Origin of the sequence: Klebsiella terrigena (genome assembly GCF_006539725.1) — a bacterium.
GTDB lineage: Bacteria > Pseudomonadota > Gammaproteobacteria > Enterobacterales > Enterobacteriaceae > Klebsiella > Klebsiella terrigena.
Map to the genome: position 1 here is coordinate 21924 of NZ_BJNO01000001.1, position 24951 is coordinate 46874.

Annotated in this window: 21 protein-coding genes and 2 pseudogenes; 14 read left to right on the top strand and 9 right to left on the bottom strand. The window is 51.4% G+C overall.

Annotated features, from left to right (window positions below; translation table 11 throughout):
* Positions 1–291: 291 nt before the first annotated feature.
* The 3 genes from RTE01_RS00095 to crrC form a co-directional block, all read right to left on the bottom strand.
* Positions 292–3396 carry a multidrug efflux RND transporter permease subunit gene (locus RTE01_RS00095; protein ID WP_141334517.1) on the bottom strand — a complete coding sequence of 1035 codons (3105 nt, stop codon included), beginning with the start codon at positions 3394–3396 and terminating at the stop codon, positions 292–294.
* 40 nt (positions 3397–3436) lie between these two features.
* Entirely contained in the window at positions 3437–4351 is a 915-nt protein-coding gene (locus RTE01_RS00100) for an ABC transporter six-transmembrane domain-containing protein (RefSeq protein ID WP_141334653.1), read from the bottom strand.
* Positions 4352–4609: 258 nt separating this feature from the next.
* Complete coding sequence (crrC, locus tag RTE01_RS26675) at positions 4610–5029, bottom strand: colistin resistant protein CrrC (RefSeq protein ID WP_457920872.1); 420 nt, start codon at positions 5027–5029, stop codon at positions 4610–4612.
* 350 nt (positions 5030–5379) lie between these two features.
* Between crrC and RTE01_RS00110 the strand changes: the two genes are divergently transcribed.
* Complete coding sequence (locus tag RTE01_RS00110; RefSeq protein WP_041145299.1) at positions 5380–6084, top strand: response regulator; 705 nt, start codon at positions 5380–5382, stop codon at positions 6082–6084.
* An 8-nt stretch (positions 6085–6092) separates the two neighbouring features.
* Positions 6093–7175 (top strand): ATP-binding protein, encoded by a 1083-nt coding sequence (locus RTE01_RS00115; RefSeq protein ID WP_134528464.1) that lies wholly within the window; start codon positions 6093–6095, stop codon positions 7173–7175.
* 26 nt (positions 7176–7201) lie between these two features.
* On the opposite strand, the gene RTE01_RS00120 is transcribed toward RTE01_RS00115, so the two are convergent.
* The gene (locus RTE01_RS00120; RefSeq protein WP_134525781.1) at positions 7202–8098 is read right to left on the bottom strand and encodes an ATP-grasp fold amidoligase family protein; all 897 of its coding nucleotides are present in this window, start codon (positions 8096–8098) and stop codon (positions 7202–7204) included.
* A 463-nt stretch (positions 8099–8561) separates the two neighbouring features.
* On the opposite strand from RTE01_RS00120, the gene RTE01_RS00125 reads away from it, so the two are divergent.
* Positions 8562–9107: a cysteine hydrolase family protein gene (locus tag RTE01_RS00125; protein WP_134525783.1), complete on the top strand. Its 546-nt coding sequence runs from the start codon at positions 8562–8564 to the stop codon at positions 9105–9107.
* Positions 9108–9241: 134 nt separating this feature from the next.
* Complete coding sequence (locus RTE01_RS00130; protein WP_134528468.1) at positions 9242–9733, top strand: GNAT family N-acetyltransferase; 492 nt, start codon at positions 9242–9244, stop codon at positions 9731–9733.
* Positions 9734–9810: 77 nt separating this feature from the next.
* Here the strand turns inward: RTE01_RS00130 and RTE01_RS00135 are convergent, their stop codons facing one another.
* Genes RTE01_RS00135 through RTE01_RS00145 form a run of 3 tightly spaced genes read right to left on the bottom strand, consistent with a single transcriptional unit; the run spans position 9811 to position 12686 of the window.
* Complete coding sequence (locus RTE01_RS00135) at positions 9811–10719, bottom strand: alpha/beta hydrolase (RefSeq protein ID WP_134525785.1); 909 nt, start codon at positions 10717–10719, stop codon at positions 9811–9813.
* Positions 10709–11605, bottom strand: a complete 897-nt coding sequence (locus RTE01_RS00140) for an alpha/beta fold hydrolase (protein WP_134525787.1) — start codon at positions 11603–11605, stop codon at positions 10709–10711. Before RTE01_RS00140 ends, RTE01_RS00135 begins: the two co-directional genes overlap by 11 nt.
* A 25-nt stretch (positions 11606–11630) precedes the next feature.
* Positions 11631–12686: a sugar phosphate isomerase/epimerase family protein gene (locus RTE01_RS00145; RefSeq protein WP_134525788.1), complete on the bottom strand. Its 1056-nt coding sequence runs from the start codon at positions 12684–12686 to the stop codon at positions 11631–11633.
* A 141-nt stretch (positions 12687–12827) separates the two neighbouring features.
* Between RTE01_RS00145 and RTE01_RS00150 the strand changes: the two genes are divergently transcribed.
* A complete protein-coding gene (locus tag RTE01_RS00150; protein ID WP_041145306.1) occupies positions 12828–13421 on the top strand; it encodes a TetR/AcrR family transcriptional regulator in 594 nt (197 codons plus the stop codon).
* 529 nt (positions 13422–13950) lie between these two features.
* Here RTE01_RS00150 and RTE01_RS00155 read toward each other — a convergent pair.
* Positions 13951–14964 carry an aldo/keto reductase gene (locus RTE01_RS00155; RefSeq protein WP_123551389.1) on the bottom strand — a complete coding sequence of 338 codons (1014 nt, stop codon included), beginning with the start codon at positions 14962–14964 and terminating at the stop codon, positions 13951–13953.
* Between the two features lie 102 nt (positions 14965–15066).
* Here RTE01_RS00155 and RTE01_RS00160 point away from each other — a divergent pair, with 102 nt between their 5' ends.
* From RTE01_RS00160 to RTE01_RS00180, 5 genes and pseudogenes are all read left to right on the top strand, one after another.
* Positions 15067–15948: a LysR family transcriptional regulator gene (locus tag RTE01_RS00160; protein WP_206110924.1), complete on the top strand. Its 882-nt coding sequence runs from the start codon at positions 15067–15069 to the stop codon at positions 15946–15948.
* Positions 15939–16171, top strand: a pseudogene (locus RTE01_RS26115) (DUF4113 domain-containing protein); the annotation flags it as partial. The gene RTE01_RS00160 and the pseudogene RTE01_RS26115, both read left to right, overlap by 10 nt.
* 334 nt (positions 16172–16505) lie before the next feature.
* On the top strand, positions 16506–18881 hold the full coding sequence (locus RTE01_RS00170) for an AAA family ATPase (protein ID WP_134525792.1): 2376 nt from the start codon (positions 16506–16508) through the stop codon (positions 18879–18881).
* Positions 18882–19077: 196 nt separating this feature from the next.
* Positions 19078–20370 carry a ComEC/Rec2 family competence protein gene (locus tag RTE01_RS00175; RefSeq protein WP_134525794.1) on the top strand — a complete coding sequence of 431 codons (1293 nt, stop codon included), beginning with the start codon at positions 19078–19080 and terminating at the stop codon, positions 20368–20370.
* 231 nt (positions 20371–20601) lie between these two features.
* Positions 20602–20790 carry a hypothetical protein gene (locus RTE01_RS00180; RefSeq protein ID WP_134525797.1) on the top strand — a complete coding sequence of 63 codons (189 nt, stop codon included), beginning with the start codon at positions 20602–20604 and terminating at the stop codon, positions 20788–20790.
* Here RTE01_RS00180 and RTE01_RS26555 read toward each other — a convergent pair.
* Positions 20736–21010: pseudogene (locus RTE01_RS26555) on the bottom strand (transposase); the annotation flags it as partial. The gene RTE01_RS00180 and the pseudogene RTE01_RS26555 overlap by 55 nt on opposite strands.
* 350 nt (positions 21011–21360) lie before the next feature.
* Here RTE01_RS26555 and RTE01_RS00190 point away from each other — a divergent pair.
* The 4 genes from RTE01_RS00190 to RTE01_RS00205 are packed head-to-tail and all read left to right on the top strand — an operon-like array spanning position 21361 to position 24886.
* Positions 21361–22506 (top strand): MlaE family ABC transporter permease, encoded by a 1146-nt coding sequence (locus RTE01_RS00190; RefSeq protein ID WP_134528471.1) that lies wholly within the window; start codon positions 21361–21363, stop codon positions 22504–22506.
* On the top strand, positions 22500–23300 hold the full coding sequence (locus tag RTE01_RS00195; RefSeq protein WP_134525799.1) for an ABC transporter ATP-binding protein: 801 nt from the start codon (positions 22500–22502) through the stop codon (positions 23298–23300). The genes RTE01_RS00190 and RTE01_RS00195 overlap by 7 nt, the downstream gene beginning before the upstream one ends.
* Before the next feature lie 3 nt (positions 23301–23303).
* The gene (locus tag RTE01_RS00200) at positions 23304–24242 is read left to right on the top strand and encodes an MlaD family protein (RefSeq protein WP_041145316.1); all 939 of its coding nucleotides are present in this window, start codon (positions 23304–23306) and stop codon (positions 24240–24242) included.
* Positions 24242–24886, top strand: coding sequence for an ABC-type transport auxiliary lipoprotein family protein (locus tag RTE01_RS00205; RefSeq protein ID WP_123551400.1), 645 nt, complete (start codon positions 24242–24244; stop codon positions 24884–24886). Before RTE01_RS00200 ends, RTE01_RS00205 begins: the two co-directional genes overlap by 1 nt.
* The last annotated feature ends 65 nt before the right edge of the window (positions 24887–24951 follow it).

The following is a 24951-nucleotide window of genomic DNA, read 5'->3' on the forward strand; positions in this document are numbered from 1 at the left end:
TAGTCGCCGGCCTCGCAGACGGATGTTGTCCTCGGGCAGGGCATTTCAGCTACCTTGGCCGCATTATAATCCGCTATCCAGGCGTGCATTTCATGGGCGCTAAGCCAGCGCCCGCCGCGGCGGGCTGCGATTTCAGGCTTCCCGTGCCGCATTAAGGTAATGTCCATATGGGTACAGTCTGGTAATGAAATAAGTAGAGGCAATATAACATACCGTTAATTGCGCGCTATCGGCGGCATGAGCAGGGGTTAAGATGCAGGTCTGCCAGGCGCGGACATCGTATTTAATCAGCTACTGAACCCACTCTTTTTTGCGGGTTTTAATAAACCGCGTAATGACGACGAAAAATACGGGAACAAAGAAGATAGCCAGTAAGGTTCCGCTAATCATGCCCCCGAACACGCCCGTTCCTATAGCATGCTGGGTGCTGTCACTCGCCCCGCTGGCAAGCATCAAGGGTACGACGCCTAATGTAAAAGCCAGCGATGTCATGAGGATCGGGCGTAAACGCTGCTTCGACGCGATCAGCGTTGCTTCGGGCAAACCCATACCCTGACTCATTAATTGTCTGGCAAATTCAATAATCAGGATTGCATTCTTGGCGGAAAGTCCAATAAGGGTTATCAGGCCTACCTTGAAGAAGACGTCGTTGGTCATATTGACCGCGGTAACGGCGATAACCGCGCCGAGCAGGCCCAGGGGAACAACAAGCATAACCGCGAATGGAACAGACCAGCTTTCATACAGCGCCGCCAGGACCATAAATACGACCAACACCGAGAGCACAATTAGCCCAGGTAACTGCGATGCGGACTCTTTTTCCTGCAATGAACTTCCCGCCCATTCTCCTGCGAAACCCGACGGCAGCTGTTGCGACAGCGCCTCCATTGCCTTCATGGCGTTACCTGTGGATTGCCCTGCGGCGGCGCTGCCGGTAATGCGTATGGCAGGATACCCCTGATAGCGGCTCAGCTGCTGCGGGGTGACGTTCCAGGATAGCGTCACAAAGGTGGCTAAAGGCAGCATCTGCCCCGAACGGTTCTTGACCGATAGGGCTAATAATTGCTCCGGCTGCATACGGTGCGGCGCATCGGCCTGGACAATCACCTGCTGAACCCGGCCCTTGTTGGTGTAATCATTGACATAATTCGAACCCGTGGCGACAGAAATCGTTTGATTGATTTCGTCAAACGACACGCCCATCGCTTCCGCCTTTTCTCTGTCCACGTCGAGAGCAAGGCTGGTGCCTTCCGGGAGCCCATCGATATAGACGTCTGACAGCTGATGACTTTGATTCGCGTGCTGCACGAGATCGTCCGCCGCCTTTTTGAGTGCCTGATAGCCCTTACCGGCCCGGTCCTGCAAATAATAGGTAAATCCGGATGATGTCCCCATATCGGAAATAGCCGGGGGAAGCAGACTCATCGTTACCGCGTCAGGCACGTTTTCCATTGTGGACTGAATAGAGTCAGCCTGATCCTGCGCGGTCGTGCCCACGCGTTTTTTCCAGTCCTTCAGGGTGGTGAACGCCATAGCCGAGTTCTGGCCTGAGCCTGAAAAGCCAAATCCGAGGATCATAATGTTGCTTTCAACGGCCTGCTGAGTGGCGATTTCATCCTCAAATTTTTGCACCACCTTAAGCGTTCGCTGCATCGTCGCGTCGGCTGGAAGCTGGATTGACGACATAAAGTAGCCCTGATCTTCATCCGGTAAAAATGACGAAGGCAATGACGAGAGTCCGGCATACAGCGCAAAGCATAGCGCGGCATAGAGCATCATCATGCGTCCGCTCCGCTTCAGAACAAATCCCAGTCCGGATTCGTAAAAGGCGCTGAGGCGATTAAAACGCGCGTTGAACCACGTGGAAAAGGATCTTTTTTTACTTTGATCATCGCTGTGCGGCTTGAGCAGCGTTGCGCAGAGGGCAGGGGTGAGCGTCAGCGCCAGAAATGCCGATAATAAAATGGACACCGCCATAGAAATGCAGAATTGTCGGTAAATAATTCCGACGGATCCGCTGGCAAAACCCATAGGAATAAATACCGCGGTCAGTACCAGCGTAATGCCAATAATTGCCGGGGTGATTTCATCCATAGCTTCTCGCGTGGCCTCGCGGGGGGAGAGCCCTTTTTCCTCCATCAAACGTTCGACGTTCTCCACCACAACGATCGCATCATCGACGATAATACCGATCGCCAGCACCATGCCAAACATGGTCAGTATGTTGATCGAATAGCCGCTTAATAACATCACCGTAAAGGTTCCCAACAAAGCCACAGGGGCCACGATGGCGGGAATAATAGTGCAGCGGATTTTATGCAGAAAAAGCAGCATCACGAGGAAGACCAGCACCATCGCTTCGGCAAAGGTCTGCACAACTTTCATGATTGAAAGCTTAACAAAAGGCGCGGTGTCAAAAGGAACCGTAAACTCCATTCCTTCAGGAAGCACGGCTGATAACTCCGTCAGCCGCGCGCGAATACCCGATGCCGTGCTGATAGCATTTGCTCCCGACGAAAGCTGAATAGCCGCTGCCGTTGCCGGAACGCCATTCTCACGAATGCCAAATGCATAGCTTTGTAACCCGGACTCTACGCGGGCAATATCAGATAATTTCAGGCGCGCGCCTGAGACCTCCGATTTAATCGTGATATTGCGAAATTCCTCAACCGTAGAGAGCTGTCCTCTGACGTTAATCGGGTAGGTGACGCCCTGGCCGGGAACGGCAGGCTCATCTCCCGTTCTGCCGGGGGAAACAATCACGTTTTGTTGACTGAGTGCGGTTAATACGTCCGTGACGGAAAGCCCATAGCTGTGTAATTTCATTGGGTCCAGCCATATGCGAAGGGCCTTTTCCCCGCCAAATAACTGCACTTTCCCGACACCCGACACGCGTCGCAGTTCATCGGTGACATTTCTGGCGAAATAGTCACTTAAATCTGCTTCCTCATATGCTCCGCTTTGGGATTTTAATCCCACCATCATCAGGAATCCGGAATTAGCCGCCTCAACGTTGATGCCGTTTTGTCTCACCGCCTGCGGTAAACGCGCCTCCACGATCTTAATCTGGTTTTGCAGGTCCATCTGGGCGAGCTTGATATCGGTTCCCGGCTTGAAGGTGACCGTAATTGAAGCCATGCCGGTGGTATCACTTGAGGATTCAAAATAGAGTAAATTATCCACAGCCGAAATCTCGCGTTCGATAAGCGAAACGACAGAGGTGTTCATTACATCCGGGCTGGCGCCGGGGTAGCTGACCGAGATAATAATACCCGGCGGAGCGACAGCCGGATATTGCGCTACCGGCAGGCGCGGGATCGACAGTATTCCGCTCAGAACAATAAACAGGGCGACCACCCAGGCGAAAATGGGACGTTCAATAAAAAAATGCGGCATCAGATAAACTTCCAGTCAACAAATATAACGTTCAGGAAAATCAAAACGATTCGTTTGATACACGAACCTCATCATCCGCCGTGACTCGTTTGCCGATATCCCTGAGCTGTGAGAATTTCTCAAGGAGCTGCGGCGCGTCGTCCAGGCTCGTCGCAAACATCCACATATAGGTCATCACGGAATAAATATGGCCGGCATTGGTGCCCGGTGTTAGCGTCATCCAGATGATGGTTATGGTAAAAAGTAAAGATATCAGGATACCAATGGCTAAATATCCCCACGCTTCCCTGTCTGATAATGCGATACGGAGACGCGCAAGGATGGAATAATGCCTGCTCAGCGCCAGCGGCACCGCCTTGTGAACATATTCGACCTCTTTTTCCAGACGATTGTTCAGGCGTCGGTATAACGACTCATTTTTATCTGCATATCCGGATACAAAACACATCAGGATTGCCACAATGACCAAACAGATAACCCCTGCCCAGAACTCAATCAATAACAGCATTATTGCCGCGCCAAAAAGTGAAATGACCGACGTGATAAGCAGAGGGAGATGCATTTCAAAGAAATCAACAAACTCGCGCGAGAGCGTCACGCGGGCGGCAATGGTCGAATGATTAAGCGAGTATTTTCGCTGGGAGACCACCACCGACACGGCAAGCCTGGCGTAGATCCTGGCAAAGGTACGCGTATCGATACTGCGTCTTGCCGCGCCGATTAACCACATAAACAGAACCATCAGGCCATATATGGCCGCGCTGACCGTCTGTCCGGCAAGAATGGCATTTATCGCGATACCCGCCGCTACGGGGTAGAGCAGAAAGGCGATATTTTCGGCAAAGACAAGAAAAAAAGTGACGAACAGTTTTTTTCTGTGGCGGATTGCCAGGATTTTAAGTGAGTTACCCACCTCGGAAGGGGCTGGTGGATGCGCGGTATCTTTATAAATCATCGTTATTTCATCTTGTGCGCCTGAAAGCGCATCCGTTCTGTCATGGGCATCACCGGCCCAAAATGGTTGCGTTTTTGGGCTCAAAACCCCGGTTACAGCCCGGGTAAGATTGAGCACCATGCTGATTCTACGAGGCTGATATTGACCCTGTATGAGATGTTTATGGAGACAGTGTGGAGGCAAATAATGGCGGGCTTTTCCTCGAAACTGCGTTTACGCCGGGTTGAGCTGTCAGGAGTACTCATGTTAATGCGTGGCTTAGATTAAGCGGATAAGTAAAAACATGGGTGAGCCACAGAAGAATATCACCAGGAAAAACTCATAATAAAATACGATATCAGCGATTCCCGGCATTATGTTCAAAAGCAGATTAAAAACCACAGCGCTATAAATAAATATCACTGCAAGCCAGAACGTCACGATCGAGAGATCTTTAAACGCCCCCGCCTGTTTTTGCTTGAGGAACAACAGGACCGATACGGCTATGCAGATATAAATGAACGGTGATGATAGTATTGTGGTAGCGACTCTCTCTTCGACATGATGTATCAGAAACAGCCAGGCATACAACATCCCCCATGACGTTAGAATGAATAAAATAGAATCGATAATTTTTTGGGGGCAGACGTTTTTTATAATATGCATGCTCATTACCATAATGAAGTAGTCTATGACCATTCGATTGTATTATCGAGAATTGCTGTTATGAGCGGAATCATATTCAGCAATGGCTATTAATGGCCGAGTGTTGCATGACAATGTTGAGCATTTATATCTGAATTGTGTAGAGAGTATGGACAGGTTGTCTGGCACTTTCCCTACGGGTATTTTTGCACCGCCGTAAAAATTAATGGCCGTTGCAACTTTTTTACAACCCGATGGTCTGATGGTCACGTCGTTATCGGACAGCTAAATTATGCGCCATTTATTCCCCTGCGATGAGTCTCTTCAGTACGGGTAAATTAATAACGACAGGCCAGCTTTTCAGCGTAAAATAATAGCGATGATCCGTACGGGCAGGAGATAAAATGAACAACAATAATCTGATCGTTGTCGTCGAAGACGATGATGAAATTGCCGACATACTTACAAGCTATTTGCATCGGGCGGGGATGAGGGCGCTCAGGGCTGCCGATGGCGAGCAGGCCCTGAACCTGAATCGTTTACATAAGCCAGACCTTATTTTACTGGACATCCATCTGCCCGTGTATGATGGCTGGAGCGTCCTGACGACCTTGCGCAGAGAGAGCAATGTACCGGTCATCATGGTCACCGCCCTGGATCAGGACGTCGATAAGCTGATGGGCCTGAGGCTGGGAGCAGATGACTATGTAATAAAACCGTTTAATCCCTCTGAAGTTATCGCGAGAGTCGAAGCGGTGCTCCGGCGAACCAGGCAGAATACCGAACTGGTGAATTCAAGGCCCTTAAGAACGCCATTTATGACAATCTACCCGGATGATTTCTTTATTGAAATTACCGTTGGGGATCGGTCCGTCACCCCGGTGTTAACCACAACTGAATTCAAACTCCTGACCTATCTGGCAAGGTATCCCAGAAAGGTGTGCTCCCGCGAAGAGCTGCTTGATGCCTGCCTGCCGGAAGGTGATACCCTCGATCGCACGGTGGATAGCCACATGAGTAAGCTGCGGAAAAAACTCGAACTAGCGGGCCTCAAGGGGATCCCTGAAAGCGTTCGAGGTCTGGGTTACCGTTTGGGTGAAAATAAATGAATAAAGAAATGAATAAAGAAACGATCCTGAGTCGGCAAATATTGACGTATATGCTGTCACTCACCTTCACTATTATTGCTATCGCCGTAGTGGGGTCTTATTTATTTTACAGCTTTTTGATCGACTATCTGCCGGGAGGCGCAGCCGCAGGTAATGAAGATGTTATGACCATGCAGGACTGGATGTGGATCGCGATGGCTTCGGTAACCAGTCTTGTCGTTTCCCTGTTCTTTACCATTAAGCTGTCGTCAAGAATACTGACTCCGCTAAACGCTGTCGCCTCCAGCCTGAAACAAATTTCCCAGGGAAACCTTGATGCACGGGCATCTTGCACCCGCTATCAGCTGGGGGAGATGAATAATCTGGTGAATGATTTCAATGAAATGGCGCAAAAACTGCAGACCCTGGATGTTCAGCGGAATTTATGGAATGCGGCGATCGCTCATGAGCTCAGAACGCCGGTGACGATTCTGCGAGGAAGGCTTCAGGGTCTGGTTGACGGGGTGTTTCAGCCCGAACCGGTACTGTTCAGAAACCTGCTTAAGCAAACGGAAGGGTTAACTAATCTGATCGAAGACCTGCGGGTTGTCAGCTCCTCCGGAGGCGCCGGGTATACTCTTACGCTCAAGAAGGTCGATCTTTCCGCCACCATGACCAGCGCCCTTGATACCTTTTTACCGGAGTTTCGACGAGAGCAGTTTACTATTTTAACTGAGCTCAAAGAGCAGCACTGTATCTGCGATCCGTTGCGGATTATTCAGTGCCTGACGGTTCTCTTTGATAATGCATTGAAATACTCAACATCACGAACGTTAATTTTGAAAAATGGTGTCTCAGGGGAAAATAATTTTATCCTGGTGCAGGATAAGGGGCCAGGGATCCCGCAAGAGCTACAGAAATATTTATTCCAACCTTTTCAGCGTGGCGAATATGCAAGAAGCGTTAACCCTGATGGATGTGGATTAGGGCTATCGGTCGTTAAGGCTATTATGCTGGCGCACGGAGGTGACGTTAGCTATACGTTAACAGGCGATAATCACTCAGTGTTTAGGCTATCATGGCCAGCTGCGAAGGTTGAAAAAGCCTACTGATAAATAAGGCTCCGTTAAGCCTTATTTTAGGTAGGTAATTGCCACATTTCTCCTAGCTTAGCATCCCACAGCGCCGGAGTGATTTTAAGTTTTCCTCGTTTTGGGCTTAATGTGATTTCACTGAAATAGACCTCATCGCCTTGCAACATCAGGTCAACGCGGCAATAGTCAATTTCTTTGGCCAGTTCCTGAGCGGCGGCGATGGCGTTATGAAATGACTTTGGTTCCGCTACGGCGTCTGGCGTATTTGGGTATTCCATCTGAAATGGCTGCAAATTCCACGATCTGTCATATACATTAATGAATTCGTTGCCGTTTTCATTAGTGAAATCCGCCTCGACAAAACAAGCCACGCCGTGAAAACAATGTATTCTTAACATTTCTGGGGTGTTGCTTTTATCCTTGTCGGAAAATAAGTCGATAAATTTTTCACAGAGAATGACGGGAGCGATGTTCTTATATTGCCATTCTCTGGTGGTGTAATACATGTTCTTTTTAAGTGCCAGCTGTAGTTTTTTTAGCGCGTTAACCGGGTTGAACTTTTCTCTGTCCGTACAAATTACCGCGCTACCGCTATCATGGTTACATTTTAAAACGAATTTTTCAGGCAGCTTGTTAAAATCGATATCATCGGCTCTGTTGTAGACACCAATTAAAGGGATGGTTTTAACCAACTCGGTTCTTGAATTTACATACTCTCTCACCGCCAGCTTATCAGCCAGTAAGGTATAAAATGCGTTGCGGTCAAATATCATTCGATGACAAATTTTCTCATTCAGCGTCACTGGGTTTCTTAGGTTTGATGCGTTTCCTGAAGCTTTAGTCAGCGCGGCAGTATGATAGTAAAGATCTGTGGTAAAAAAGACTCTGCTTTTTCTGAGTAAATATTCGATATATTTAAGCGAGTAATTGAGTTTGTTCATGGTTCCCCCTGAGTAGAATGAACATTCTGGCGGGGGATGATTGATTTATATTGCTCAGATTATGGAGGGAACGTGGAGCGATGGGCCAGGGTTAACGATATCTTTAAATCGAATAGTATCCGCCTGGGGTCCAGGTCGGGCGCAGCTCGGCACAGAGCGAAAAAAGAGGGCGGGTAGGGCCGTGCTCCTCTCTTGAATTTGGTATTTAAGCGGTGCTATAAGATGAGAGTACTTTTGAGTGATGCCTGCTATTTCTGGTTATCGCTGCTCAACGAATACGTAAAGGTCGGAAAATGATTCAGTCAGTTCAGCCAGCAACGACGCGTACCACAACCACCACCGCAACCTGCGGCGGTGTGAGCGTATCTGTGGCTGGCTCCTGACAAAACAGATACCCACTCCCCGCCAGTCCGGACGGGGAGGCACGGCTCTCCGTTCATCACATTTTGAATGGAGACACATCATGATTTCATCTGAACAAGCGCTAATCGTTATCGATATGCAGGAGGGGCTCTTCCGGGGCCCGGCTGCTCCGCATTGTGCAGACGCGGTTCTGTCAAATATCCGTCTGCTCATCGCCAAAGCGAGGCGTGCTCAGGTGCCGGTATTTTTTGTTCGCCACATTGGGCCTGACGATTCCCCCTTCTCAGAGCACGGCCCGCTAACAAAGCTGATACCCGAACTCGACGTGGACGCCGGGCGGGACATCGTTTTGACTAAAAAGTATCCCAGCTGTTTTCGCGATACCGAACTGCAGCTTCAGCTCAGCCACAGAGGCATCAAGCAGCTGGTTATCGCCGGAATGAAAACAGAGTTTTGCGTCGACACCACCTGCCGGGCAGCGCCGGAGCTGGGCTTCAGGACCGTGCTGATTGCAGATGCGCATACCACAATGGATAACCCGCATTTATCGGCAAACGAAATTATTGGTCACCACAACAGAACGCTGGCGGGCCCGTTTGTCACGCTTTCGACCGCTGTTGACTGGAACTTTGATTCTGACAGGTGAGTGCCGTATACGTCAGGATATTGCGCGCAGCGTCCATCGAGGCAGCCGGCAAGGCTGCCTTCGTGATTCATTATTATCGACTCCAGTCCAGCATCCTCTATGCTGACCAACGCTTTGATAAAGGACCTATTCCCATGATAACAGTAGAGAAAGCGGATCCATTTTCGCCCGAATCCTGTGGCTTGATCGAGTCTTTGTCCGCTGAACTTGCCGCGATCACCGGCGACAGTGGCAAGAGCCATTTCACCGTTGACGCAATGGACGGGGAGCGAACGCTCTGGGTTCTGGCAAGAAATACGCGCGGTGATGCCGTAGGATGCGGCGCGATCCGGCCCTTAACGCAGGATATTGCCGAGCTGAAAAGGATGTATTCCGACCGCAGCGCTCATGGTATTGGTCACGCCTTACTCGCTTTGCTGGAGACATCGGCAAAGGGTATGGGATATCGCGAGCTTTGGCTTGAGACCCGGCGAGTTAACCACCGGGCGGTTCGTTTTTATGAGAAAAATGGTTACGCGCGGATTGAAAACTACGGCCCCTATATCGGCCGAGAAGAGGCGGTCTGCTTCTCGAAGGTATTGGCTGCGGGGAGAGCGGAGGTTGGGCTGCAAGCGGCACGTCCCTGATTTTTATCACCAATAGCCGCCTGGCTGAACCGGACCATTGTTGATAACAGGCGTCGGGGACGTGCCGTCAGGCTTGCTTAGCTGCGTGCCAGTTCAAACAGCCGACGCGCCGCCGGGGTCAACCCTGACATATGGATACAGGCGTGCACCATGCCCGGCAGTCGTTCGCAGCGTACCGCCACCCCGGCCTCCTCAAGCCGAAGCGCATATCCTTCGGCCTCATCGCGCAGCGGATCGTATTCGCAGCTCAGGATGGTTGCCGGCGGCAAACCGCACAGTGAAGCCGCGTGTAGCGGTTCGGCGTAAGGATGGCGACGCTCTCCCAGATAGCTGTGCCAGCAAAACGTCATCGCATCGCGCGTTAAATAGTAGCCCTCAGCGAACGCGCGATAGCTCTCGGTTGCCATATCGCGACTTAACGCCGGATACAGCAGCAGCTGATGCTCAATGCGTGGGCCGCCGCGATCCCGTGCCAGCAGCGCGGTCGCCGCGGCAAGGTTCCCGCCGGCGCTATCGCCGCCCACCGCCAGGCGGCAGCTGTCGATACCTAAACGCGGCGCCTGCTCGTAGACCCAGCATAGCGCCTGGTAAACATCCTCTAACGGTCGTGGAAACGGATGCTCGGGCGCCAGTCGGTAATCCACGGACACGATTACCCGCCCGGTAGCATCGGCCAGCGCCTGGCAGGGCCGATCGTACAGCGCCAGCGATCCCAGACACCAGCCGCCACCGTGAGCAAACAGCATCGCCGGCCGCGCGACTTCTGCGTTTAAGCCGGCTGGCGAATAGACACGAAGGGCAATACCGTGACCATCATCAGCGGTAGCGACATAGTCTTTGTAGCCACCGTTGGTTTCCATCTCCCCCTGGAGCTGAAGCAAACCGGCTTCCGTGGCCGCGCGCATCTCGGCCAGCGTGGCGGGCGGTGGGGCATCCGCTTGCGACGACGCGGCGAGAAAGTCGGCAATAAGCGGATCAAGCGGCATAGTGAGTTTCCTCTGACAGAAAGGGGACGATCAGGCCGATAAACGCCTCATGACGCTCTTCGGTAATAAAATGGCCGCAGTCGGCCACCGTCTCGCCGCGCAGATCGTGGGCATTTCCGCGCAGGGTCGTCAGCGGCGCATCACCCGTTGCATATTCAGCTCCCACCGTCAGCACCGGCATCGTTAAGGGCGTCTTCGCCCGGCGCTGGTTCTGACGAATGGTCTCCGGGATCGCTCGATAGTAATCGAAGCCCGCGCGCAGCCCGCCCGGAGTCGAATAAGCGGCGATATAAACCTCCGCGGCTACCCGATCGCGGCGATGAGACCAGCGGTTGAATATATAGCTGAGATACTGTGATTCACGGCCGTAGGTCAGGGTTTCCGGTAAATCAGCCAGCTGATTAAACATGAAGTGCCAAAGAAAAATATTCTCCTCCGGCGCGACAAAAATCGACGGGGCAGGGGCCAGCCCCGGGATCACCGCTTCCGTCAGCACCAGTCGCTCAATCGCCTGTGGAAAATCGCTCGCCATGGCGTAGCCAATCCACATGCCAATATCGTGGCCCACCAGGCTGTAGCGCTGATGCCCCAGCTGCGCCATGATCGCGTGCAGCACGGCGCCAACGCTGCCGGTGTCGTAACCGCCGAGAGGCTTATCAGAATCGCCGATGCCGGGCGGGTCAACCGCGATCGCCTGAAAACCGGCGTCGGCAAGCGCGCGGAGGACGTAGCGCCAGGTATACCAGGTCTGGGGCCAGCCGGGTATTAGCAGTACCGGCTGCCCTTTTCCCGCCACGACGCAGTGGATGCGCTGCCCGTTAACCTTCGGATAGACGTGCTGCGCCTCAAGATCCGCGTAGAGGATCTCGTCGTATTGTTGTTCCATGAGGGGTTCCTTGAAATGTTCTGGCCTAGAGAATGCCGAGTAATTTTTTGATTTGATGAGGATTTACCGGCGCGCCGGCGAAGTCGTCGAATACCTTATCGGTGATGTGAATAATGTGGCTGTGGATGAACTCCGCCCCCTCACGGGCACCGTCCAGCGGATTCTTCAGGCAGCATTCCCACTCCAGCGTTGCCCAGCCGGCATAATCGTATTGCGCAAGCTTTGCGAAAATGGCTTTGAAATCAACCTGACCGTCACCCAGTGAGCGGAAGCGGCCCGCGCGATCGATCCATGATTGATAGCCGCCGTAGATCCCCTGACGACCGGTGGGATTAAACTCGGCGTCTTTAACGTGGAACATCCCGATCACGTCCTTATAAATATCAATAAACTCCAGGTAGTTGAGCTGCTGTAGCACCATGTGGCTGGGGTCAAAAAGCACCCGACAGCGGGGATGTTCGCCCACCCGCTGGTGGAACATTTCGAACGTCACGCCATCATGAAGATCTTCGCTGGGGTGGATTTCATAGCACAGATTAATCCCCCAATCCTCGCAGGCGTTGAGCACCGGCAGCCAGCGTCTGGCGAGCTCGTCGAAAGCGGTTTCGATAAGCCCGGCTGGACGCTGCGGGAAGGGAAAGAGATACGGCCAGGCCAGCGAGCCGGAAAACGTACCCAGTTCGCTGAGGCCAAGGCGTGCGGAGGCTTTGACGGCCATCAGCAGCTGTTGTCGGGCCCACTCGCCGCGGGCCTGCGGATTGCCGTGCACTTCGGGCGGCGCAAAACTGTCGCATAAGCTGTCGTAGGCCGGATGTACCGCCATCAGCTGGCCGAAAATATGGCTGGTCAGTTCGCTGACCACCAGGCCGTGTTCCGCCAGCATACCGGTAATATCGTCGCAGTAGGTCTGACTTTCCGCCGCGGTGGCCACGTCGAAGAGACGCCGATCCCATGCCGGGATCTGCAATGCCTTAAAGCCGGTTTCCGCGGCCCACCGGGCAATCGCAGGTAAGCTGTTGAACGGGGCAACCTCGTCGCTGAACTGAGCGAGGTGCAAGGATGGACCTTTGAGCGTTCTCATCGTAAACCCCTATTGTTTGTCGATTGACAAACAATAGGGGTAAAAACGGATAACCGCAAGCGAAAATTATAAATGCGTTGGTAAACTCAATGATTTAAGCGATCCTGTCGCACTCAATATCGGGCAAACTGGAGCAACGTAATGGCAGGCAGACCGCGCGAATTCGATCGTGAGCTGGCGCTTTTGAAAGCGCGCAATCTATTCTGGCGACAGGGCTATGAAGGGACGTCAATGTCGGATTTAGTGGCCGAATTGGGTATCGCCTCCGCGCGTATTTACAAGGCGTTCGGTTCAAAAGAACAGCTTTTTCGGGAAGCAATTGCGGATTATGAACAGCGGGAAGGGGGCTTCGCGGATCGCGCCTTTGCCGCCGGGAACAGCGTGCGCCAGGCAATTGAAACGCTGCTGATGGATGCTGTGCATCTGTACTGCCAGCCGGATCTGCCGCAGGGGTGTATGGTGGTCGCCTCCGCGGCCAGCGTCAGCGCGGACAATGACGACATCAAAACCTGGCTGGCCCAGCATCGTCTTCAGCGCACGCAGCAGATTATCGACCGGCTGCGGCAGGCGGTGCAAAGCGGCGAGCTGCCAGCCGCGACCGACGCTGACGGCCTGGGTGATTATTTCGCCGCCTTTTTGCACGGGCTGTCGGTTCAGGCTCGCGACGGCGTTGCGCAATCGCGGCTGCTGGCGGCGGTTAACGTGGCGCTGACCGCGCTACCGCATGCGGATTAATGGATTTTCGCTGGCAACGACGTGAAGCCCGCCTGCGGCAACGTTTTCCTCACGTCGCTGCGGCTCGACAAGTACCGGTGGCGTGCCGGGTACGATGCGGTTAAGCAGGGCGGCTCAGCTTCTTAATATGGGCCGACAGGTTCCAGTTGATAACGCATGAGGCTATCAGCGCGATGAACCATGCTTATTGAAGCCGCGGCAGGCAACTGCCAGATCATTGGGTTGACACAGCCCAGGTGCCGCTATTTGTTGCGCTTCGCATGCGACGGTGCACGTTGACCGTCCCGGTTACATTTCGCACGACATGCCGGTTCGATGCCGGGGCGTGATGAGGTGGCCCGCCCGGGATCCCTGTGCCAGAGCACAAGGGCGGACCTTGGTCATAGGGGGTCTACAACCGGCGCGGATTTTACCATTTAAGATATGGCCGAAATATTAAAACTCCCGCCCGGTAAAGGATTTAAGATTTACCTCAGCGTTTACCTCAATGCCGGGGGGAGCGTGAGGTGGTGCTATAACAAATCGCCTTTCAGGAGGCCGCAGCCTCGGGGACGTTGGTGCCCGAGCCTTCAGGCAGCGACATCGCGATCTCGGCCAGCTCGGCCGCACTCAGGCTTAAGTTCGCGGCGCCCAGCAGCCCATCAACCTGCGCTGGCTGGCGTACGCCGACAATTGCCCCGCTCACTGCCGGATGACGAAGTACCCAGGCGATCGCTACCGCTGCAGGAGTCAGCCCGTGGCGTTGCCCGATACGGCGGAAGGATTCGACCAGGTTCAGGTTCCTGGTCAGGCGTGGCTCCTTGAAGTCCGAACTGCGGGTTTTACGCCAGTCGTCGTCGGGCAGGGCGGCGATGCGTTCGCGGGTCATCGCGCCGGTAAGCAGACCCGATTGCAGTGTGGAATAGGCTATGACGCCGGTGCCGGTCTGCTCGCAGAACGGCAGGATATTGGATTCAGCATCGCGCATAAGCGCCGAGTAGGGTGGCTGCAGCGAGGCGATCTCCGTTACCATCCTGGCACGCCTGAGCTGAGCCACGTCAAAGTTGGATACGCCGATAGCGCGAATCTTGCCCTTTTCACGAGCCCTGGCAAGCACCGTAAGGGCCGCCTCAATGCCTTCGTCCGGGCCACCTGAAGGGAACGCCGGCCAGTGGATCTGATACAGATCGATGGTCTCGATCTGCAGGCGACGCAGACTGTCGTCAATCTCCCGTTCCAGCGACTCCGGAGACAGCGAGTGAGAAATCTGCCGGCTCGTTCGATCCCAGACCAGGCTGCCCTTCGTAAATACCAGCGGGCGACGCGAGGGAGGCACGCGGCGCAGGAGCTTGCCGACAATTTCCTCGGCATGGCCCAGACCGTAGACCGCAGCGGTGTCGATCCAGTTGACGCCGCGTTCCACCGCATATTCCAGTGCCGCCAGGCTTTCAGCGTCATTCTGTTCCCCCCAGCCAAATTCCCAGCCCGATCCAGCGATCGCCCAGGTGCCCAGGCCAATGGGCGATATCGTGAAATCGGCACAACCAAGTCGTTGCTGTTTCATGCTTAAACCTTCCTGCCTATTAGAAAACAACAGTGTCACACGGTATGGAGTAAGCGATAAGCCGTGGTATCCTTGATGAACTACTGAATAATATTCATTAATATGACAATCAATTTGCATGAACTTGACGCTTTTGCCGCGGTGGCGCGCCACCGGAGCTTCCGTAAGGCTGCAGCCGAGAGAGGTGTATCCGCCTCAGCTTTAAGCCACGCCCTGCGCGGTCTGGAAGAACGGCTGGGCGTGCGTTTGCTCCACCGCACCACGCGCAGCGTAACGCCGACCGAGGCAGGTCTGCGCCTGCTGGCGCGGCTAACTCCCGCACTCAGGGATGTCGCCGACGCGCTGGTGGATATAACGGCCTTACAGGCTGAGCCCGTGGGTACGCTGCGCCTGAATGTACCGCGTCCGGCGGCAAAGCTGGTGCTGGCGCCAATCCTGGCCAGTTTCGTGGCGAAGTATACGCGCGTGCAGCTTGAGATTGTGACCGACGACGGGATGGTCGACATCGTGGATGATGGATTCGACGCAGGTATTCGCTTTGGCGAGAGCCTGGCCGGGGATATGGTAGCCGTGCCGGTCGGGGAGCCACAGCGTTTCGTGTGCGTTGCGGCACCGTCCTACCTGGCCTTACGCGGCGTACCGCAAACGCCTGGCGAACTGCTCGCTCATGCCTGCATTTCCCGTCGCTTCCCGGGCGGTCAACGCTATTGCTGGGAATTCCAGTCTGAGGGCAGGCCGTTGATCATCGAAGCCAGCGGCCCGCTGGTTTTAGACGACGACGAACTGATGATCCAGACCGCCCGTGACGGAGCGGGTATTGCGTACGTCTACGAGGCGATGGTCCGCGAGGACCTGGCCGCAGGCAGGTTGTCGGTTTTACTGGATGCCTTTAGCGCGCCAGCGGGTTGTTTTTTTCTCTACTACTCCGGGCGAAGGCATCTGCCGATGCCGCTGCGGGCCTTCGTGGATTTTATTCGGAAGTGACGGTGCACGAGCCGTATTACGGCAATAGTGCATCAGTGAAACTACTGACCCCGACCCAGGACAGCCGGGATGTAATCGCCGCGGCGACCATCTCAACGCGAAGGACGGCAGGGGGATGCTGTATTTTGCAGGGCAGGGAATCCAGACCGCATGGCAGATGAAGCGAGAAATGCCATCACCGCGCCATACTACGAGGTTCTGTGACCGATTCAAAGTCAGGTGATTCAGCCATTAACATTAGGGGTTTTGCAGCTATTAAAGTCTGCTTAGAGCGATCTGCGGACGCAGCCTTAAATGGGGGAAGCCTTAAAATTAAGTGACACAATTTGCAGGAGCACTTATACCATCCCTAATCTGTAGAGTAGGTAAAACTGCACCAGTCCTAGTCCTCTTTATACTGCTGGCCTTTACATAAATCACCATTCCATATATGTTTATCAAGCCAATAGCCTTCATATGATCGTAAAATGTTTAGGTAGTCGTTCAATTGCCTGGACCTTCAGAATTTTACTGAGCAGCGGCCAATTTAGTGACGTTGCGTACAGGGATGACCCGCTATGATAGAATCAATTAGCCTCTCCAACATCGCCACCTATCGTCCTGACAAATCGGAAGTTATTAATCTAAAAAAGATCAATTTTATTTATGGAGCAAATGGGGCGGGTAAGACCACAATCAGTCGACTTATTGAGAAACCTAGTCTTTCAATAGACTCCAGCATTACCTGGCTCAACAATACGCCAGTGCCAGCAATGATCTATAACAACGACTTCATCACTGCCAACTTTTCAGAATCCAAAGAGTTTCAGGGAGTATTTACACTCGGCAAGGCCGAAAAAGTTCAGCTCGATCGCCTCAAAGAACTTAAAGATGAAAGAAAGCGCCATGAACAGTTGAGAGCCAAGTTAATCATCTCGCTTGATGGTGAAGATGGAAAACCCGGAAAGAATGCTGAGTTGATTTCTTTGGAAGCAAAGTTAGTTGGACGATGCTGGGAACAGAAAGTTAAGCATGATGAATATTTTAAGGGGGCATTTACTGGTTTAAGGAATAATAAGGAAGCATTCAAGGCAAAGGTTCTTCAAGAGCATGAGAATAACAAATACACCTTGGTTGATTTGGTTGATCTCAAGACTAGAGCTACGGTTTTATATGGTGACCAACCCTCGAAAATAGATCTTGTTTCGACCTTGGATTTATCACGGTTGATAGCATTCGAGAAAAACCCGATTCTGGTTAAAAAGGTAGTAGGTAAAGATGATGTCTGCATATCCGCGATTATTCAGCGGTTAGGTAATAGCGACTGGGTCAGACAGGGTATGAGATTTATGGAACATACGGATGAACAATGTCCGTTCTGTCAGCAGACTCTGCCCCATGACTTCGAGAAGGAACTTACTGATTACTTCGATGAGACTTTTGAAGCGGATTCAAAGGCGGTCTCTACCCTGCGTAATAATTATTTCCAAATTGCTGAGGATCTTTTGGCTCAGGCATATGTTCTGTTGGCTTTGGATTGCAAAGAACTGGACAAGGAAAAACTTAACCCTAAGATTCAAGCACTGGATGCTGTTGTTCTTGTCAATAAAGGTCGGATGGACAATAAAGTTACCACTCCAAGTACTGAGGTGTTTCTTGAGGAGCTAGAGGATATTCAGGCGGATATTGCTGCTATTATTAATGCGGCGAACACGAAAATATCCGAACAAAATCGCCTAGTTGCAAGCTTCACTACTGAGCAGCGTAGGTTAACCGGGGAAGTGTGGAAATATATTATCGACGCTGAGTTAAAGAATACCTTGGCTGATTACACTACTGAGAAAAATAAATTACAAAAATCTATTTTGGGTATCACATTAAGTCGGGATAAGGCCACGAAAAGTATTATTGCTACTGATGTCGATATCGATAAGATTGAGGCGGAACTTACCAGCGTAAAACCTACGGTAATTGCTATAAATAAAATTTTGAAGAATTTTGGCTTTCTCAGCTTTTCTCTAGATCCTGCATGTATAGATAACTCTTATAGAATTATCCGGGCGGATGGGAAGGATGCCAAGCAAACATTGAGCGAAGGCGAGAAGACCTTCGTAACGTTCCTTTATTTCTACCATCTGCTGAGAGGAAGTATTACGACGTCCGGTATCACCACTGATCGGATCGTGATCATCGATGACCCTGTTTCTAGCCTTGATAGTGATGTATTGTTTATTGTGAGTAGCTTAATCAAGGAGCTCTTCGCCGAGGTTAGAAAGAGTGATAGCCATCTTAAACAAGTTGTGGTGCTTACCCACAATGTGCATTTCCATAAAGAAGTCACGTACGATCAACGTCGAAAGACCAATACTTCGCTTGCTGACGAGACATTTTGGATTGTCCGCAAACCTAATGAGTATTCAGTAATTGAGTTCCATTCAAGTAATCCAATCCGGAATTCTTATCAACTACTCTGGGCCGAGCTGAAAAGAACACCGGTGCCAGTCCTTACGTTGCAGAACACCATGCGTCGGATTTTGGAGAACTATTTCAAGATTTTGGGTGGTGTCGATACATACCATCTTGTCGACAAATTTGAGGGTATCGAAAAGATACAGTGCCAGTCTTTGATGAGTTGGGTAAATGATGGCTCGCATTACGCTCCGGATGAGCTTTATGTGGCCATTAGCGACAATATGGCAGCAAATTACCTGAAAATTTTCTTCAAGATATTCAAAGCAGCTAAGCATGATGCACATTACAAAATGATGATGGGCGATTCATATGTTGATCTTGATCCGGAAGATATCTCAGAGCAGCAGCCAATGACGGCTGTTGGCGAAGAAGGGAACACTGTATTTGATGGAGGCGCTGTAACAGAGACATCAGCCCCTGTACCGACTGCACTCAAGTCTGAAATTGATCAGTCTGGATTCGATCAAGTGGTGCCGTTTTGAAGCCTTCTGCTGGCTAGCACTTCCAAGACAGAATCCATTGACTAGGTCAACCTTATGGATGTAATACTTTATATATCTATGATAAAATTTCTACGCTTCTGATATAATATTTTTTTCTGTTGCGCTTGTTAGCACTCCGGGCGTAATCCATATTTCTCTTGTATTAATTCTGACATTATTTAAAGGAATAGCGCTGATGGTACACCAAGTGTGGAAATGCTTTCATGCGGTCGGGAATGGAACATTATTTACCGGGAAAATTTATGATAAAAACAGTGACGACATTTTTAACTGGATGTATGACTGCGGCTCAACCAGTAAAAAAACCGTACTTAGCACAATAGCTGATCTACCAAATTGGTTTGGACCACGCAATGTTATCGATATGTTAGTGATTTCCCATTTTGATAATGATCATGTTAATGGACTCGAAACGCTGCTTCAGAACTATTATGTCAGAAGGCTGGTTCTACCTTTTACTGAATGGCCGCAGAGTATTCGCGAAATCTCGGTGATGGGACCGAAAGGAATCTCTCCTTCGGTCGCTCTCTTACAAATTAATCCTTCAAAGTGGTTAGAGATCAATAATTTTATTGATAGAGTAGGTGAAATTCTGTTGGTGCAAGGGGATGGTGGTCCTGAAGAGACAGATAGTTCACCTGATAATCCTGATAACGATAGCCCTAAATGGAAGGAACATTCTGCGTTTGATCCTGAATCTGATACTCCAGATGAAAATACACCTCCGTTGCCTGAGGGCAACCAAGAATTTCCGTCAGATAATGTAGCCGCCGATAATGTTTTTTTTAAACTGAGAAACCAGGCAGCGACAACGATTATCAAAGTGGCAAAAATACACCAAAGTCAGGCGGTATATTCTGCTAATAACTCCTTCGAGTTTATGTTTTATAATGCGGAAAAACCTTTTTCAGCACTTGGGCTTGTTTATGAATCAGGTGGTGAAATGTATGCGAAAGTTTCAAATATGCGTATGTCTGAAGTTAAAGATGACATTGAAGCGACGATCATTTCTCTCGGTTTACACCAAAATATTACCAATTTACCAGTAAACTGGCGGCAAACGCTTAAGGATTCATATGAGATGCACTTCGGTAGTACTGGGGAAGCTAAGAATAATATTTCCTTATGCATGTATGCAGCACCACTGACAAAGCGCAGAGATTTTGGAACGCTATTTACTGGCGATATAAATCTGACGAGTGATGTGATTGAAGATATGAAAACCCATTTTGGACAACATCGCTGGTTATCACTCATCGGAGTACAGGTACCGCATCATGGGTCTCAACATTGCTGGGCTGCGGATAATGCCACACGCTTTGATCTTGAGAAAGTATGCTTTATCCAGTGTGCAACTCCAACAAAATATCATCCACATGATGTAGTCACCAAAGATTTAAATAAATACGGATGTACAGTATGCTCAGCGAGTCGGACGAGTCCGGCCCATGCTTATTACTGTTATTGACCTCTGATTTGCCAGAATTTATAAATAAACTTTATAATGGGGTGTTTGGGATGATAGTCAATTCACCCCAGCTGACCTGCTCCTATTAAACTTACATAGCACGATGTAAGCAACTTCCGCTTCTGGCACGCAGCGGACTTTAATTACATAGCCTGATGCGTCAGACTGCTAGTCACAAAAGTTTCTTGCTACTATCGCGCTGAAACTCTCGCTGAAATGAAGGAAAAAATCATGTCAGTCCGTTCTCATACTAAAAAAACTGTCGTCATCATTGGCGGCGGTGCCGCAGGGCATCAGATTGCTTATCAGTTACGGGATGTCGCCCGGGTTATACTGGTTGATCCTAAAACGTACTGGGAGGTTCCTATGGCCCTTCCACGTCTGCTGGCGGATCCGAAAAGCCTTTCAAAAAACACCTGAAGCGTCTCCTTATCCAGCATGGCTTCAGCAAGCAGCTTCTTGAGTCAGGCGTTCTCTTCCTCAAGCGACTTCAGGCGCTTAACCTCAGGCACCTCCATACCGCCATGCTTCTTACGCCATGTAACGTGGCATCTGAAATGGCGTGCTCACGGGCACAAACCCCGGCTTCGGCCTCGCGGAGAATACTGATGAGCTGTTCGTCGGAAAAACGCTTCTTCATGGGGACGTCCTCATGTGACTTATGAAGACATTACTAACATAGCGGTGTGTTAATCAACGGGGAGCGGGTCATTGCTGCTATGCTTACCGTACGGTATGAAGCGTCAACTTTCATTACCTGGTGTGATTAATATCCCGGCCAGGTATTTATTTTTCCTGATAAAATTTTTGTAAAGGCACCCTGAGTAACTGGCGTTCGGCGTACTATTGGGGGCCTATTATGATATCGACTTTCAAAAGGATGCTGCGGGTTCATTGTTTCAACCCGGCAACAGGTTTTGAGTAATGACATCTTTTTTCTGGTTTGACTTCAGGCCACGTGAACAGATTGAGTAATTACAGGCCCTCATGATGACTGAACAGACGCTCGCTACATTGCTCAATATTGATCAGACGGTAAATCCTCCGCGTATCACTGCCTCCGGTGACTGGGTGCTAGCGCATTATGCTCATCTGGAGCCTGCCGTCAGGGCGTTGCAGCCGCAACTCCTTTCTAACGCCATTTTCGACCTGAGCCAGTTAGGGACACTTGATACCGCGGGTGCCACGCTGCTGGTTAAGCTTATGGGTGAAGAAAAGGTACTTGAGCTCGAACGTATTGCACCAACGCTTCCCATAGAGCGTCGTGTCCTGCTGCAAACAGTCAGATCGGCACTAGCGGATTACGTCGCGCCTCCTGCGCAGCATCAGCCGGGGATAGTGACCGAGCTATTGGCGAACATCGGTAAGTCGGTGGAAAGCTTCTGGCAGAACCTGGTTGCCCTCATTGGGTTTATCGGGCTGACGATGGAGGCACTTTTTACCACCCTGTTGCGTCCTGCTCGCTGGCGGGTGACTTCTCTGGTCGCTAATCTGCAGCAAATTGGCCTGAATGCCGTGCCTATCATCGCGATGCTGACCTTTATGGTCGGCGCGGTAATTGCTTTCCTGGGATCAACGGTACTCTCCACTTTCGGCGCCAGTATATTTACCGTTCAGCTGGTGGCGTTTTCATTCCTGCGCGAATTTGCCGTGCTGCTGGCGGCAATACTGATGGCCGGGCGAACCGCCAGTGCCTTCACTGCACAGATTGGCCTGATGAAGGCCAATGAAGAAATTGATGCTATCCAGGCAATGGGGCTAAATGCGGTTGAACTGCTGGTGCTTCCACGCGTGCTGGCGCTGCTAGTGGCGCTGCCAATGATGACCTTCATCGGCATGATCAGCGGGATTTTGGGTGGGCTTGTGGTTTGTGCTTTAACGCTGGATATCTCCCCGACAATGTTTTTAACCATAATGCAGAACAACGTCGGCCTTGAGCATTTTTGGGTGGGAATGATTAAAGCGCCGGTGTTTGCTTTTCTGATTGCCGTCATCGGTTGTCTTGAAGGGTTTAAGGTCAGCGGAAGCGCGGAATCGGTGGGAGAGCATACAACCGCGAGCGTTGTGCATTCAATATTCGTGGTGATCCTGCTGGATGCGGTTGCGGCACTGTTTTTCATGGAGATGGGATGGTAAAAGACATGAGTCAGGATGCCATTATTCGCATTCGTAAACTGCGTAACTGCTTCGGTCCGCAATGTGTACACGTCGACCTCGACCTCGACGTGCGGCGTGGCGAAATACTGGGCGTAGTGGGCGGATCGGGTACCGGAAAGTCAGTGCTCCTGCGTAGCATCGTCGGTCTTCGTCGCCCGACGGACGGACGAATTGAGGTCTTTGGTGAAAATCTCACGGAACTCAGCGGCGTGCGCCGCTCCGTGCTAGAAAGACGTTTTGGCGTCCTGTTTCAGCGAGGGGCATTGTTCAGCTCGCTGACGGTCACGGAGAACGTGGCCCTGCCGCTTATTGAGTACGCGGGGCTTGATCGTCGCAGCGCCGAGCAGCTGGCGCAGGTTAAACTCGCGCTGGCCGGTTTGCCAGCCAGCGCCAGAGATAAATATCCATCCTCACTGTCAGGAGGCATGGTGAAACGCGCTGCACTGGCGAGATCGCTGGCTTTGGACCCGGAAATCCTGTTCCTTGATGAGCCAACCGCTGGGCTGGACCCTATCGGCGCCGCCGCGTTTGATAATCTCATTGCCACGCTACGCAATGCGCTGGGATTAACCGTATTTTTAGTTACCCACGATCTGGATACCCTTTATACAATCTGCGACAGGGTAGCGGTACTTTCACAAAAAAAAGTTTTAGTCGTGGATTCACTGGACGTGGTGGCAGCAACGCCGGAGCCCTGGATTCAGGAATATTTCCACGGCCCACGCGGGCGAGCAGCACAGCAGACCCTGGCGACGTTACAAGAGAGGCAGTAAAAAATGGAAACTCGCGCTCACCATGTTCTCATTGGATTGTTCACTCTCATTATTTTCACAGCGGTACTGTTGTTTAGCCTGTGGCTGAGCAAATCTGACAGAGATCGCCAGTTCCATACGTACGATATCGTATTTAGCGAAGCCGTGAGCGGCCTTTCCCAGGGAAGTACGGTTAATTTCAGCGGGATCAGGGTCGGTGAGGTGGTTCAGCTTCGCCTGGACAGGGATAACCCCGGTAAGGTTTGGGCCCGGATCAGAGTTGAGGCCTCTACGCCCGTTCGCCAGGATACCCAGGCACGGCTGGCTATGGCCGGTATTACCGGGACATCAATTATTCAGCTTAGCGGTGGAAGTGAAACCAGCCCAGTGCTGGAGGGAGATAACGAGAGGATCCCAGTAATCATTGCCACCCCTTCTCCGCTGAACCAGTTGCTTACAAATGGCGAAGATGTAATGACCAACGTTAATGAGGTCCTGTTACGCTTAAATCAGGTCCTCACTACGGAAAATCAGCAGCGAATAGTCAAAACGTTAGACAACCTGGAAAAAATTACTGATACCGTGGCCGGTCAGCGTGAAGATATCAGTACCATCCTGCAGCAACTGGCGATAGTGACAAAACAAAGTAACGAGACGCTGGCGCAAACCAACCGTCTGATGCGCAATGCAAACGTGCTGCTGGACGGTAAGGGGAAAGATCTGGTTAATAATGCGGCCAATACCCTGGCACTATTGCAAAAGACGAGCAGTCTGTTGAATCAGATCGTCATCGATAATCAGCATTCACTTAACAACGGCATTCAGGGATTTAACGAATTGGGGCCAGCCTTAACTGAGTTACGCAAAACCCTGGCCACTTTACGCGGAGCGATCAACAGCCTGGAAGCAAACCCAGCCGCCTTGTTAAGAGGCCCTGAACGTATGAAGGAGTTTACCCCATAATGGCCGTTTTTACTCTTAGGCTTTCCTGTTTACCTCTCAAGAAGCTAAGGCTGCTGATTGTGCTGGTATGTCTGCCGCTGGCCGCATGCACGGTGTTGCCGCAAAGACCTGTTTCGCAGGTTTGGTTATTGCCCGCTCATCCGGGAGCGCCTGCCAGCGGTCAAACCACAAACCGATCGCTGCGTGTTATGCAGCCTGGTACCAGCCAGTTTATCAACAGTTCACGCATTGCGGTTCAGCCTCAGGGTGCTGAGATAACAGTCTACAGCGGGGCGCGCTGGAGTGATTCGGTGCCCGTATTGATTCGTAATCGTCTGACGCAGGAATTGCGCACTGATGGCCGTTTCATTTCTGTCAGCAGTGATGAAGATAATTTGCAGGCTGATTTTGAACTCGGGGGGGATTTATCATCATTCCAGGGGGTCTATAGCGGTAAAAAAGGCGAAGTGCTGATTCAGTTTGACGCGCGTCTGGTGCAAACATCCGATCGTCGCGTGATAGCCAGCCAGCGTTTCGTGATACACCAGCCCATAAGCGGTAGTTCGATGAGCGAGGTCGTCGAGGCCTTTGGCCTGGCCAGCGACAGGCTTGCCGCAGACATACTTCGCTGGCTGGGAAACACCAGCGCGATGAGGTCACCTTGAAAATAAAACGCCTTAAGCGAAGTTGAGGTGTAAGAGCAAAGTTGTGGTGTCCGTCACGTAGATTC

Excerpts from the sequence above, each read along its gene's own strand:
- RTE01_RS00095 (WP_141334517.1), bottom strand. The coding sequence starts at position 3,396 with ATGCCGCATTTTTTTATTGAACGTCCCATTTTCGCCTGGGTGGTCGCC.
- RTE01_RS00135 (WP_134525785.1), bottom strand. The coding sequence starts at position 10,719 with ATGCCGCTTGATCCGCTTATTGCCGACTTTCTCGCCGCGTCGTCGCAA.
- RTE01_RS00125 (WP_134525783.1), top strand. The coding sequence starts at position 8,562 with ATGATTTCATCTGAACAAGCGCTAATCGTTATCGATATGCAGGAGGGG.
- RTE01_RS00140 (WP_134525787.1), bottom strand. The coding sequence starts at position 11,605 with ATGGAACAACAATACGACGAGATCCTCTACGCGGATCTTGAGGCGCAG.
- RTE01_RS00120 (WP_134525781.1), bottom strand. The coding sequence starts at position 8,098 with ATGAACAAACTCAATTACTCGCTTAAATATATCGAATATTTACTCAGA.
- RTE01_RS00205 (WP_123551400.1), top strand. The coding sequence starts at position 24,242 with ATGGCCGTTTTTACTCTTAGGCTTTCCTGTTTACCTCTCAAGAAGCTA.
- RTE01_RS00170 (WP_134525792.1), top strand. The coding sequence starts at position 16,506 with ATGATAGAATCAATTAGCCTCTCCAACATCGCCACCTATCGTCCTGAC.
- RTE01_RS00150 (WP_041145306.1), top strand. The coding sequence starts at position 12,828 with ATGGCAGGCAGACCGCGCGAATTCGATCGTGAGCTGGCGCTTTTGAAA.
- RTE01_RS00195 (WP_134525799.1), top strand. The coding sequence starts at position 22,500 with ATGGTAAAAGACATGAGTCAGGATGCCATTATTCGCATTCGTAAACTG.
- RTE01_RS00100 (WP_141334653.1), bottom strand. The coding sequence starts at position 4,351 with ATGATTTATAAAGATACCGCGCATCCACCAGCCCCTTCCGAGGTGGGT.
- RTE01_RS00110 (WP_041145299.1), top strand. The coding sequence starts at position 5,380 with ATGAACAACAATAATCTGATCGTTGTCGTCGAAGACGATGATGAAATT.
- RTE01_RS00180 (WP_134525797.1), top strand. The coding sequence starts at position 20,602 with ATGTCAGTCCGTTCTCATACTAAAAAAACTGTCGTCATCATTGGCGGC.
- RTE01_RS00200 (WP_041145316.1), top strand. The coding sequence starts at position 23,304 with ATGGAAACTCGCGCTCACCATGTTCTCATTGGATTGTTCACTCTCATT.
- crrC (WP_457920872.1), bottom strand. The coding sequence starts at position 5,029 with ATGGTCATAGACTACTTCATTATGGTAATGAGCATGCATATTATAAAA.
- RTE01_RS00160 (WP_206110924.1), top strand. The coding sequence starts at position 15,067 with ATGACAATCAATTTGCATGAACTTGACGCTTTTGCCGCGGTGGCGCGC.
- RTE01_RS00130 (WP_134528468.1), top strand. The coding sequence starts at position 9,242 with ATGATAACAGTAGAGAAAGCGGATCCATTTTCGCCCGAATCCTGTGGC.
- RTE01_RS00175 (WP_134525794.1), top strand. The coding sequence starts at position 19,078 with ATGGTACACCAAGTGTGGAAATGCTTTCATGCGGTCGGGAATGGAACA.
- RTE01_RS00115 (WP_134528464.1), top strand. The coding sequence starts at position 6,093 with ATGAATAAAGAAACGATCCTGAGTCGGCAAATATTGACGTATATGCTG.
- RTE01_RS00145 (WP_134525788.1), bottom strand. The coding sequence starts at position 12,686 with ATGAGAACGCTCAAAGGTCCATCCTTGCACCTCGCTCAGTTCAGCGAC.
- RTE01_RS00155 (WP_123551389.1), bottom strand. The coding sequence starts at position 14,964 with ATGAAACAGCAACGACTTGGTTGTGCCGATTTCACGATATCGCCCATT.
- RTE01_RS00190 (WP_134528471.1), top strand. The coding sequence starts at position 21,361 with ATGACTGAACAGACGCTCGCTACATTGCTCAATATTGATCAGACGGTA.